The 11,677-nt window shown below is 70.7% G+C and carries 13 protein-coding genes; 11 read left to right on the forward strand and 2 right to left on the reverse strand.

Annotated elements, in window-relative coordinates; translation table 11 throughout:
- Positions 1 to 117: 117 nt before the first annotated feature.
- The gene (gene thrS / locus LR269_RS11195; RefSeq protein ID WP_231432320.1) at positions 118 to 2,052 is read left to right on the forward strand and encodes a threonine--tRNA ligase; all 1,935 of its coding nucleotides are present in this window, start codon (positions 118 to 120) and stop codon (positions 2,050 to 2,052) included.
- Positions 2,049 to 2,621, forward strand: a complete 573-nt coding sequence (locus tag LR269_RS11200) for an HIT domain-containing protein (protein WP_231430864.1) — start codon at positions 2,049 to 2,051, stop codon at positions 2,619 to 2,621. Before thrS ends, LR269_RS11200 begins: the two co-directional genes overlap by 4 nt.
- Before the next feature lie 95 nt (positions 2,622 to 2,716).
- Here the strand turns inward: LR269_RS11200 and pdxY are convergent, their stop codons facing one another.
- Positions 2,717 to 3,568, reverse strand: coding sequence for a pyridoxal kinase PdxY (pdxY, locus tag LR269_RS11205; protein ID WP_231430865.1), 852 nt, complete (start codon positions 3,566 to 3,568; stop codon positions 2,717 to 2,719).
- A gap of 7 nt (positions 3,569 to 3,575) precedes the next feature.
- Positions 3,576 to 4,937: an aminotransferase class I/II-fold pyridoxal phosphate-dependent enzyme gene (locus LR269_RS11210; protein ID WP_231430866.1), complete on the reverse strand. Its 1,362-nt coding sequence runs from the start codon at positions 4,935 to 4,937 to the stop codon at positions 3,576 to 3,578.
- A gap of 111 nt (positions 4,938 to 5,048) precedes the next feature.
- On the opposite strand from LR269_RS11210, the gene pdxS reads away from it, so the two are divergent.
- The 9 genes from pdxS to yajC all read left to right on the forward strand — a co-directional run bounded on the left by pdxS (position 5,049) and on the right by yajC (position 11,642).
- Complete coding sequence (gene pdxS, locus LR269_RS11215) at positions 5,049 to 5,939, forward strand: pyridoxal 5'-phosphate synthase lyase subunit PdxS (RefSeq protein ID WP_275506905.1); 891 nt, start codon at positions 5,049 to 5,051, stop codon at positions 5,937 to 5,939.
- The gene (gene pdxT, locus LR269_RS11220) at positions 5,936 to 6,574 is read left to right on the forward strand and encodes a pyridoxal 5'-phosphate synthase glutaminase subunit PdxT (protein WP_231430867.1); all 639 of its coding nucleotides are present in this window, start codon (positions 5,936 to 5,938) and stop codon (positions 6,572 to 6,574) included. The genes pdxS and pdxT overlap by 4 nt, the downstream gene beginning before the upstream one ends.
- A 73-nt stretch (positions 6,575 to 6,647) precedes the next feature.
- Positions 6,648 to 7,361 (forward strand): hemerythrin domain-containing protein, encoded by a 714-nt coding sequence (locus LR269_RS11225; RefSeq protein ID WP_231430868.1) that lies wholly within the window; start codon positions 6,648 to 6,650, stop codon positions 7,359 to 7,361.
- 70 nt (positions 7,362 to 7,431) lie between these two features.
- Entirely contained in the window at positions 7,432 to 7,968 is a 537-nt protein-coding gene (locus LR269_RS11230; protein ID WP_231430869.1) for a DUF1697 domain-containing protein, read from the forward strand.
- Positions 7,969 to 8,079: 111 nt separating this feature from the next.
- On the forward strand, positions 8,080 to 8,835 hold the full coding sequence (locus tag LR269_RS11235; protein WP_231430870.1) for a YebC/PmpR family DNA-binding transcriptional regulator: 756 nt from the start codon (positions 8,080 to 8,082) through the stop codon (positions 8,833 to 8,835).
- A gap of 10 nt (positions 8,836 to 8,845) precedes the next feature.
- On the forward strand, positions 8,846 to 9,475 hold the full coding sequence (gene ruvC, locus LR269_RS11240; RefSeq protein WP_231430871.1) for a crossover junction endodeoxyribonuclease RuvC: 630 nt from the start codon (positions 8,846 to 8,848) through the stop codon (positions 9,473 to 9,475).
- Entirely contained in the window at positions 9,472 to 10,095 is a 624-nt protein-coding gene (ruvA, locus tag LR269_RS11245) for a Holliday junction branch migration protein RuvA (protein WP_231430872.1), read from the forward strand. The genes ruvC and ruvA overlap by 4 nt, the downstream gene beginning before the upstream one ends.
- On the forward strand, positions 10,092 to 11,159 hold the full coding sequence (ruvB, locus tag LR269_RS11250; RefSeq protein WP_231430873.1) for a Holliday junction branch migration DNA helicase RuvB: 1,068 nt from the start codon (positions 10,092 to 10,094) through the stop codon (positions 11,157 to 11,159). Before ruvA ends, ruvB begins: the two co-directional genes overlap by 4 nt.
- Positions 11,160 to 11,231: 72 nt before the next feature.
- Positions 11,232 to 11,642 (forward strand): preprotein translocase subunit YajC, encoded by a 411-nt coding sequence (gene yajC / locus LR269_RS11255; RefSeq protein WP_231430874.1) that lies wholly within the window; start codon positions 11,232 to 11,234, stop codon positions 11,640 to 11,642.
- Positions 11,643 to 11,677: the final 35 nt, after the last annotated feature.

Here is an 11,677-nt window from a genome sequence, read left to right on the forward strand (position 1 = left end):
CGCCGGAGCGAGGGTCGGCGGCCGACTACAGTTGAAGGGTTCGTTTCAAGAGAATCCAAGGAGTGGATCCAGGTGGCTGACGGCTTCGAGCTCTTCACCGACCGATCCGTTGTCGCGATGCGCGTCAACGGCGAGCTCAAGGACCTCGCCACGACGGTGACGGACGCCGACGTCGCCGAACCGGTCACCATCGACTCGCCCGACGGCCTGAACATCCTGCGCCACTCGACTGCGCACGTCCTGGCGCAGGCCGTGCAGAACGTCAACCCCGAGGCGAAGCTCGGCATCGGTCCGCCCGTCACCGACGGCTTCTACTACGACTTCGACGTCGAAGAGGCGTTCTCGACCGACGACCTGAAGGCCCTCGACAAGGAGATGGCGCGCATCATCCGTGCCGGCCAGCGCTTCGTGCGCCGGGTCGTCACCGACGACGAGGCGCGCGCCGAGCTCGCGAACGAGCCGTACAAGCTCGAGCTCATCGGGCTCAAGGGGGCGGCTTCGACCGGCGGTGACAACGAGAACGTCGAGGTCGGCGCGGGCGAGCTGACGATCTACGACAACGTCGACCCCAAGACCGGCGAGGTCGCCTGGAAGGACCTGTGCCGCGGGCCCCACCTGCCGAACACCCGCATGATCGGCAACGGATGGGCGCTGCAGCGCGTCGCCGGCGCCTACTGGCGCGGCAGCGAGAAGAACCCGCAGCTCCAGCGCATCTACGGCACCGCATGGCCGACGAAGGACGAGCTGCGCGCGTACCAGCACCGCCTGGAGGAGGCGGCCAAGCGCGACCACCGCAAGCTCGGCAAGGAGCTCGACCTGTTCAGCTTCCCCGACGAGATCGGCTCGGGCCTGTCGGTGTGGCACCCCAAGGGCGGCATCGTGCGCGGTGAGATGGAGCAGCACGCCCGTCGCCGCCACGTCGAGGGCGGCTACACCTACGTGTACACGCCCCACATCTCGAAGGAGGACCTCTTCCTCCAGTCGAACCACCTGGTCACCTACCGCGAGGGGATGTTCCCGCCCATCGTCATGGACGAGGAGCGCGACGCCGATGGCAACGTCACGAAGCAGGGCCAGGACTACTACCTGAAGCCGATGAACTGCCCGATGCACATCCTCATCTACAAGGAGCGCGCGCGCAGCTACCGCGACCTGCCGATGCGGCTCGCGGAGAACGGCACCGTGTACCGCAACGAGCTCTCTGGCGCCCTGCACGGCCTCACTCGCGTGCGCGGGTTCACCCAGGACGACTCCCACCTGTTCGTCACCCCCGAGCAGCTCGAGGAGGAGACGACCCGCGTGCTCGAGTTCGTCATCTCGATGCTGCGCGACTTCGGCCTCGAGGACTTCGAGCTCGAGCTCTCGATGCGCGACGACGAGAAGTCGAAGTGGATCGGTACCGACGAGTTCTGGGAGTACTCGACGAACGCGCTGCGCAACGTCGCCCTCGCGAGCGGGCTGAAGCTGACCGAGGTGCCCGGCGAGGCGGCGTTCTACGGCCCGAAGATCGACCTCAAGACCCGCGACGCGATCGGTCGCACCTGGCAGCTGTCGACCGTGCAGGTCGACCCCAACCTGCCCGAGCGGTTCGAGCTCGAGTACATGGGCCCCGACGGCGAGAAGCACCGGCCGATCATGATCCACCGAGCGCTGTTCGGCTCGATCGAGCGCTTCTTCGCGATCCTGCTCGAGCACTATGCCGGGGTCTTCCCGGTGTGGCTCGCGCCGGTGCAGGTCGTCGGCATTCCCGTCGCCGACGAGTACGCGCCGTATCTCGGGGCGATCATCGAGCAGCTGAAGGGCTTCGGCGTGCGCGCCGAGCTCGACGTGAGCGACGATCGCATGCAGAAGAAGATCCGCACCCACACCACCCAGAAGGTGCCGTTCCAGCTCATCGCGGGAGACAACGACCGCTCGGGCGAGACGGTCAGCTTCCGGTTCCGCGACGGCAGCCAGGAGAACGGGGTGCCGATCGCCCGGGCGATCGACCTCGTGCGAGCGGCGATCGCCGACCACCGCCAGGTCACCACCCGCGACGACCTCTTCGCATGACCAGCTACGGGGCCGACGAGTTCGACGGGGTGCCCACGGATGCCTCGGCCGACCTGGCCGGCGTGCCCGACGCGTTCCAGCGACTCTGGACCCCGCATCGGCTCGTCTACATCCAGCAGGGCCAGCAGCCCGACGAGCACGCCTGCCCGTTCTGCCGAGCGCCCGAGATGAGCGACGAGCAGTCGCTCATCGTCGCGCGCGGGGAGCACGCCTACGTCCTGCTCAACCTGTTCCCCTACAACTCGGGCCACCTGCTGGTCTGCCCGTACCGCCATATCGCGACCTACGACGAGGCGAACGCCGACGAGGTCGCCGAGATCGGCGAGCTCACGCAGACCGCCATGCGCGTCGTCAAGCAGGTCTCGAAGTGCGACGGGTTCAACATCGGCATGAACCAGGGGCGCATCGCGGGTGCCGGCATCGCCGAGCACCTGCACCAGCACATCGTGCCGCGCTGGGCGCTCGACTCGAACTTCTTCCCGATCATCGCGGGCACGAAGGCGCTGCCGCGGCTGCTCGGCGAGGTGCGGCAGGAGATCGCGGACGGCTGGCCCGCCCCGGCCGGATAGGCCTCCGGTCGGTCGAGTGGCGACGGAGCGGCGTCTCGAGACCATCGCGGGATGGTCTCGAGTCGGCGCCTCGCGCCTGCTCGACCGGCCTCGGGTCAGCGAACCTGCCGCACCTCGAACTGCATGCGCGGATTCGCGTAGAACTCCTGCGACTCGACGAGCTGCAGCTCGCGTTCGCCCGACTCGTGCGTGGTCGCCAGCAGGTCGTAGACGCTCGAGATCGTGCGGGCGAGGGCATCGGCGGCGTCGCCCGTGCGGCGATAGTGCGCGGTGAAGAGCGCCGCCGTGACATCCCCTGAGCCGTTCGCCTTGAGCGGCAGGTGCGGGGTCTGCGCGAGCCATGCGCCGCGCTCGTCGACCGCGAGCATCTCGATCGTGCCGGGCGTGCGGTCGGGCCGCTCGACGCTCGTGACGAGCACCGTCGACGGCCCCGACGCGCGCGCCAGGTCGACCGACGCGAGGGTGGACTCGAGCGTGTCGGGTTCGGTGCCGGTCAGGTAGCCGAGTTCGAACTGGTTCGGGGTGATGAGGTCGGCCGCCGGCACGACGCGCTCGCGGAGCAGCACCGGGATCGCGGGGGCGACGAAGCATCCCGACTTCGCGTTGCCCATCACGGGGTCGCAGGCGTAGATCGCCGACGGGTTCGCCGCCTTCACCCGCGACACGGCGTCGAGGATGACGTCGGCGATGCCGTCGCTGCCCTGGTAGCCGCTCAGCACGACGTCGATGCCGCCGAGCACGCCGCGCTCCTCGATGCCCGTGATGACCTCGCGGACGTCGTCGGGGGAGATGAGAGGCCCGCGCCAGGCGCCGTAGCCGGTGTGGTTCGAGAAGTTCACCGTGTAGACGGGGAGCACCTCGACGCCGATGCGCTGCAGGGGGAACACGGCCGCGGAGTTGCCGACGTGGCCGTAGGCGACCGCCGACTGGATCGAGAGGATCTTCACCGTTCGATCATCGCATCTCCGACGAGCGCGCCCGCGCGACGGGTGCCCCCGGGCTCGACACCGCTCGGATCGAGGCCGCGACGTCGGCCGCGAGCTTCGCCAGGTCGGCGTCGTCGAGATCGTGCACCGTGAGCCGCAGCCGATCCGACGGCGCCCGGTCGCCGAGGGCGAACTCGTCGCCGGGTCGGGCCAGCCAGCCCCGGCGCATGAGCTGCTCGGCGACGTCCCTGGCCGGAGCGTCGAGCCCCACCCAGACGTTGAGCCCGTCGCCCGGGGCCGTCGGCACGCCGGCCGCCGTCAGCAGTGCTGCGAACTCGGCGTTCCGGGCGGCGTAGTGCTCGCCTGCGGTGCGGATGCCATGGGCGACGGCCGGGTCGGTCGCCAGCGCGTGCACGAGGCGCTGCAGCAGATGGCTCACCCACGTCGTGCCCGGAGTCAGCCGCATCGCGAGGCGGTCGGCGGTCTCGGGGTCGGAGGCGGACACCGCCAGGCACATGTCGGGGCCGAGGAATTTCGAGACGGACCGCACGAGCGCCCAGCGGCGGTGCTCGGGGCCGATCAGCGAATGGAACGGCTGACGCGAGAGGAGCGAGTAGTGGTCGTCCTCGATGACGAGCACGTACGGGTGGTCGCGCAGCACGGCGCGCAGTTCGGCGGCGCGTGCGGCCGTGAGGCTCGCACCGGTCGGGTTCTGGGCGCGCGGCGTGCAGATGACGGCGCGCACCCCCTGCTCGAGCGCGGCGCGCAGCCCGTCGACCGTCATGCCCTCCTCGTCGACGGCCACCGGCACGGGGCGGTAGCCGGCGACCCGCACCGTGTGGATGCTCGTGAGGAAGCACGGATCTTCGAGGGCGACGGCGTCGTCGCGCGTGAGCGCCTGCGCGAGCAGTCGCTCGACCGCGTCGGCGGCACCGCTCGTGACGGTCAGGCGCATCGGGGTGCCGGGTGGGAGGTCGCCGCGCATCCAGTCGTCGGCCCAGCGTTCGAGTCCGGGGTCGATGACCGGTTCGCCGTAGAGCACCGGGCGTCGGGCGATGCTCGCGAGCACCGGCGAGGGATCGGGGATGCGCGAGGCATCCGGATTGCCCGTGCCGATGTCGCGCAGCGCGGTGTCGGCGGCGAAGCCCTCCTGGGCGACGGGTGCCGAGCCCGCGACGCGGGTGCCGCCACGGCCGAGCGTCACGACGATGCCTGCGCTGGTGAGTTGCCGGTATGCGGCCACGGCGGTGTTGCGATTGACGCCGAGTTGCTCGGCGAGGCTGCGCACCGGTGGGAGCGCGTCGCCCGGGCGCAGTGCCCCGCGCTCGACCAGGGCGCGCAGGCTCTCCGCGATCTCAGCCGCCGATCGTCCCTCGATGTCGATGATCACGTCACCGCCCTTTCGTCGTTCTCCGACCATGCTATCTTTTGGCCTAGGTCAATCATTCCGTTGGTCTGTTCTGAAGCGCGAGTCGCTGCGCGCTCATCGAAAGGATTCCCCGTGACCGTACCCGAGACGGGCTCGAGCCGCGTGAAGCGCGGCCTCGCCGAGATGCTGAAGGGCGGCGTCATCATGGACGTCGTCACCCCCGAGCAGGCCCGCATCGCCGAGGACGCCGGCGCGGTCGCCGTGATGGCGCTCGAGCGCGTGCCCGCCGACATCCGCGCCCAGGGCGGCGTCGCCCGCATGAGCGACCCCGACCTCATCGAGGCGATCATCGCCGAGGTCTCGATCCCCGTCATGGCGAAGGCACGCATCGGTCACTTCGTCGAGGCGCAGGTGCTGCAGGCTCTCGACGTGGACTACATCGACGAGTCAGAGGTGCTCTCGCCCGCCGACTACGTCAACCACATCGACAAGTGGAACTTCACGGTGCCGTTCGTCTGCGGTGCGACCAACCTCGGCGAGGCGCTCCGCCGCATCAACGAGGGTGCGGCGATGATCCGCTCGAAGGGCGAAGCCGGCACCGGCGACGTCTCCGAGGCGACGAAGCACATCCGCAAGATCACCTCCGAGATCAACGCGCTCTCGTCGATGACGAAGGACGAGCTGTACGTCGCCGCGAAGGAGCTGCAGGCGCCGTACGAGCTCGTCGCCGAGGTCGCCGAGACCGGCAAGCTGCCGGTCGTGCTGTTCACCGCGGGCGGCGTCGCGACGCCGGCCGACGCGGCCATGATGATGCAGCTGGGGGCCGACGGCGTCTTCGTCGGCTCGGGCATCTTCAAGTCGGGCAACCCCGAGGCCCGCGCCGCCGCGGTCGTCAAGGCCACGACGTTCTACGACGACCCCTCGGTCATCGCCGACGTGTCGCGCGGCCTCGGCGAGGCGATGGTCGGCATCAACGTCGGCGACCTGCCCGCGCCGCACCGACTCGCCGAGCGCGGCTGGTGACGACGACCCTGCGAGCCGGCTCCGTCGACGCGGGGCCGGCAACGGCCGGACCCCGCGTCGGCGTGCTCGCCCTGCAGGGCGACTTCCGCGAGCACGCGCACGTGCTCGCCGCGCTCGGTGCGCGCGTCACGCTCGTGCGACGTCCCGAAGAGCTGGCCGAGGTCGACGGCCTCGTGATCCCCGGCGGCGAGTCCAGTGTGATGGACAAGCTGTCGCGCACGTTCGGCCTCGCCGCTCCGCTCAAGGCCGCGATCGCCGCCGGACTGCCGGTCTACGGCACGTGCGCCGGCCTCATCATGCTCGCCGACACCGTGCTCGACGCGATCGAGGGGCAGCAGTCCCTCGGCGGCCTCGACGTCGTGGTGCGGCGCAACGCCTTCGGCTCGCAGAACCAGTCGTTCGAGACCGACCTCGCGATCCCCGAACTCGGCGACGCGCCGGTGCACGCCGTGTTCATCCGCGGGCCGGTGGTCGAGTCGGTCGGTCCCGCGGCGACCGCGCTCGCGACGCTCGACGACGGCCGGGTCGTCGCGGTCGAGCAGGGGAGCCTCCTCGGCACGAGCTTCCACCCTGAGATCAACGGCGAGCACCGCTTCCACGAGTACTTCCTGTCGAAGGTGCGAGCGCGCGTCTGAGCCCCGAACGGGGGAGCGGTTCTCAGTGCCGGCACCGATTCCGGCGGCGGGATGCGTCGATAGCGTCGCCCGCATGACCAGACGACTGCCGAGCACCGGGGCCGACGACCGCATCGTCGACGAGACCGGGTGCGACACGAGCGACATCTTCCTCATCCACCGCATCTTCCGCTGGGGGTATCGCGAATTGCCGAGGGCCGTGCGCGAGGTCCCGGCGGGCGACGTCCGTCGCGCCGAGACCGTCGCGCAGGCGGTCGACCGGATCGACCAGGGCCTGCACGTCCATCACGAGGGCGAGGACGAGCTGCTCTGGGATCGCCTCGAGCGGCGCGAGCCGGGGTGCTCGATGCACGTCGACGTGATGAAGGCGCAGCATGCGCAGGTCGCCGAGCTGCTCGCACTCGTCGACCCGATCGTCGCCGAGTGGCGCACGACGGCCGATCCGGCGACGGCCGAGCGGCTCGCCGCGGCGCTCGACGACGTCGGCTCGACCCTCGGCGTGCACCTCGGCCGAGAGGAGGCGGACATGGTGCCGGTCGCCGCGCGGGTGCTCAGCCAGGCCGAGTGGGAGGAGATCGGCGAGCACGGACGCAGGGCGCTGCCGAAGGACGCGATGCCCGTCCAGCTCGGCCTCATGATCGACGCCGTGCCGACGGCGGAGCGTGACGAATGGGTGCGCTCGAACCTGCCCGCGCCGATCCGCCTGCTCTGGGTGCTGCTCATGCGCCGCAAGTACACGGCGTGGCAGCGTGAGCTGTTCCCGGAGGGGATGCCCGCGCTCGTGTGAGCCCGTGCCCGGTCGCCGGGCGCGGCGGCGCGCGCTCCGCCCGTCGGCGGCGCGCGCTACGCTCGCCCACGTGAGCGAATGGATCGCCCTGCTGCGCGGGGTCAACGTGGGCGGCATCACCGTGCGGTCGGCCGAGCTCGCCGAGCTCTTCAGGGGGCTCGGCTTCGATGCCGTGCGCACCGTGCTCGCGAGCGGCAACGTCGCGTTCTCGACGGGCGCGGCGGGCGAGGCGGATGCCTCGGCGCTGAAGTCGACCATCGAGCGGGCGCTCTCCGACCGGTTCGGGTACGAGGCGTGGATCGTGCTCGTCTCGCGCGACGAGCTCGAGCGGGTCATCGCATCGTTCCCGTTCGACGACGAGCGCGAAGGCTGGCACCCGTACGTGGTCTTCTCGTCGTCGCAGGCCGCGCTCGACGAACTCTTCGCGGCGGCCGTCGGGGTCGATGCGGCCGACGACGTCGTCGCCCCGGGCGACGGGGTGCTCTACTGGCACAACCGTCGCGCACGCGGGGTCGACAGCGCGTTCTCGAAGGTCACGGCGAAGGCGCGGTTCAAACCGAGCATCACGACGCGCAACCTGCGAACGCTGCGCAAGCTCGCCGCGTGAGCACGGAGCGCGGGCGAGACATCCGGACCGTGCGCCCGAGCGCGACCCGCGCGCTCGACTAGAATGAACCGTCGGCGGGCGCCCCCGCCGAGAAGTCGATACAGGAGCAGCATGTCCGGGCATTCCAAGTGGGCGACGACCAAGCACAAGAAGGCCGTCATCGACGCGCGTCGCGCGAAGTCGTTCGCGAAGCTCATCAAGAACATCGAGGTCGCGGCCAAGCTCGGCGGCGCCGACCTGAACGGCAACCCGACCCTGTACGACGCGGTGCAGAAGGCCAAGAAGACCTCGGTGCCGAACGACAACATCGATCGCGCGATCAAGCGCGGCGCGGGCATCGGCGGCGAAGCCGTCGAGTACCTCAGCATCACGTACGAGGCCTACGGCCCGTCGGGCGTCGCCCTCATGGTCGAGGTGCTGACCGACAACAAGAACCGTGCCGCCGCCGAGGTGCGCACGGGGCTCAACCGCAACGGCGGCACGCTCGCCGACCCCGGTTCGGTCGCCTACAACTTCACCCGCAAGGGCGTCATCGTCGTCTCGGGCGAGGGCACCACCGAGGACGACGTCATGATGGCGGCGCTCGAGGCGGGTGCTGAGGAGATCGAGCCGCACGCGCAGGGCTTCGAGGTCATCACCGACCCGTCCGACATGGTCGAGGTGCGCAAGGCGCTGCAGGAGGCCGGCCTCGACTACGAGTCGGCCGACATCGAGTTCGTGCCGAACCTCAAGGTCGAGATCGACGCCGACACGGCGCGCAAGGTGTTCCGCCTGATCGACGCGCTCGAAGACAGTGACGACGTGCAGAACGTCTACAGCAACTTCGACCTGACGCCCGAGGTGCAGGCCGAGCTCGAGGCGGAGTAGGTCGATCGCCATGCGGGTGCTCGGCATCGACCCCGGGCTCACCCGCTGCGGCGTCGGCGTGGTCGACGTCCAGGGCGACCGCACGGCGCGGCTGGTCGACGTCGTCGTGCTGCGGTCGCCGACCGACGCGCCGATCGAGCGTCGCCTCGCGCGCATCGCCGACGGGCTCGAGGCGATCTTCGACGAGCACCGGCCGCAGGCGGTCGCGCTCGAGCGGGTGTTCGCCCGGTCCGACGTGTCGACGATCATGGGCACGGCGCAGATCTCGGGCGTCGCGATGCTCATCGCTGCGCGCCGGGAACTGCCCGTCGCGCTGCACACGCCGTCCGAGGTGAAGGCCGCGATCACCGGCTACGGCCGCGCCGACAAGAAGCAGGTCGGGGCGATGGTGGCGCGCATCCTGGGGCTCGAGGCGGTGCCGAAGCCCGCCGACGCCGCGGATGCGCTCGCGCTCGCGATCTGCCACGCCTGGCGCACCGGCGGCGTCGCGGGGGCGGCCATCCGCGAGGAGGCGCTCGGTCGCGCGCGGGGCGGCGCGGCGACGGCGGATGCCTCGGCGCTGACCCCGGCGCAACGCGCGTGGCTCGCCGCGGAGCGCTCCGCCGCCGTGTCGGGGGCGGCCCGTAGGGTGAAGGAGTGATCTCCTCTCTCCGTGGGCGCGTGCTCGCCGCCGCCGGCAGTTCCGTCGTCATCGACGTGGGCGGCGTCGGCTTCCAGGTCAACACCACCCCGGCGCTCGTACTCGCGAGCCGCGAGGGGCACGAGCTCGCGGTGCACACCTCGCTGATCGTCCGGGAAGACTCGCTGACCCTCTTCGGGTTCGGCACCCGCGACGAGCTCGACGTGTTCGAGCTGCTCATCGGCGTGACCGGGGTCGGCCCGAAGTCGGCGCTCGGCGTGCTGTCTTCGCTCTCGCCCGAGCAGGTCGCCGAGGCCGTGCACCGTGAAGACGATGCGGTGTTCCGCAAGGTCAGCGGCATCGGGCCGAAGACGGCGAAGCTCATCACGGTCTCGCTCGCGGGCAAGCTCGCGGCGCCGGCCGCTCGCCCGACGACGGCGCCGGTCGCATCGGGCGGCGTCGCCGAAAGCGTCCTCGCAGCGCTCACCGGGCTCGGGTGGTCCGAGCGGGTGGCCGCAGAGGCACTCGACGAGACGCTCGCCACGGCGGGCGAGGTCGAGTCCACGTCGGTGCCGACCCTCCTGCGACTGACGCTCGCCCGGCTCGGTCCGGCCCAGCAGTCGGGGAGGGGCGGTCGATGAGCCGCCCCGGTGAAGACCTCACCGACCCCGGGCTCGCGTCGGAGGCGGAACTCGCGTTCGAGGGTGCGCTGCGACCCCGGAGCCTCGCCGAGTTCGTGGGGCAGACCCGCGTTCGCGGCCAGTTGCAGCTGCTGCTCACCGCGGCGACGCTCCAGCAGCGTACTCCCGACCACATCCTGCTCGCGGGGCCGCCCGGGCTCGGCAAGACGACGCTCGCGATGATCGTCGCCCACGAGGGCGGCCGCCCCCTGCGCATGTCGAGCGGTCCGGCGATCCAGCACGCCGGCGACCTCGCCGCGATCCTGAGCTCGCTCGTGCCGGGCGAGGTGCTGTTCATCGACGAGATCCACCGCATGGCGCGGTCGGCCGAAGAGATGCTGTACCTCGCGATGGAGGACTTCCGCATCGACATCATGGTCGGCAAGGGCGCCGGTGCCACGTCGGTGCCGCTCGACCTCGCTCCGTTCACGCTCGTCGGGGCGACGACGCGCGCGGGGCTGCTGCCGAACCCGCTCCGAGACCGGTTCGGCTTCACGGCGCATCTCGAGTTCTACGACGAGTCGGAGCTCGAGCAGGTGCTCGGCCGCGCCGCCGAGCTGCTCGGGCTCGACATCGATCGCGCGGCTCTCGCGGAGATCGCCGGCCGATGCCGCGGCACGCCGCGCATCGCGAACCGCCTGCTGCGCCGGGTGCGCGACTACGCGCTCGTGCACACGTCGTCGGGCTCGTTCGACGGCACCGGCCGGGCAGACATCCAAGCCGTGCGCGCCGCGCTCGAGCTCTACGACGTCGACGCCCTCGGCCTCGACCGGCTCGACCGCGCGGTGATGGAGACGATCCTCACCCGCTTCGGCGGCGGCCCGGTCGGCCTCAACACGCTCGCGGTGTCCGTCGGCGAGGAGGCCGAGACGATCGAGGCGGTCGTCGAGCCGTTCCTGGTGCGCATCGGCCTCATCACGCGCACGCCGCGGGGGCGGGTGGCGACCCCTGCGGCCTGGCGGCACTTCGGGCTCTCCGAGGGCGTCGAGAGTGCGGCAGCGGTCCTTCCGATCGATGACCTATAATCCTTTGAGGCGTCACCCTCAACGCCACTCGACTTCGTGCGCGAAGCGCACCCCGGAAGGTATTTCACCCTCATGACGTTCGATCCGATCACCATCATCATGCTCGCCGTCCTGGCGGTGCTGATCTTCTTCATGTTCCGCAACTCGCGGAAGCGCCAGGCCGACGCGAAGGAGATGCAGTCGAAGGTCCAGCCCGGTGCGCAGGTGATGACGAACTTCGGCGTCTTCGGCACCATCCTCTCGATCGACGAAGACGAGAACCAGGTGCTGCTCGAGACCTCGCCCGGCACGATCCTGACCGTGCACCGCCAGACGATCGCGCGCGTCGTGGAGCCGACCGCGGTCGCTGACGAGTCCGCGACGACCGATGACGGCGAGCCGGAGTTCGGCGAGCGCGTGTCGGAGGCGCCGGCCGACGAGACGCCGAGCGACACGTCGGGCACCGACCAGTCGAACACCGACGAGACGCCCGACACCAAGTAGTCGGCGGCTCAGACTCACCCAACGAGGCTCGGCCC

The organism is Agromyces sp. S2-1-8 (genome assembly GCF_021129215.1).
Lineage (GTDB): Bacteria > Actinomycetota > Actinomycetes > Actinomycetales > Microbacteriaceae > Agromyces > Agromyces chromiiresistens.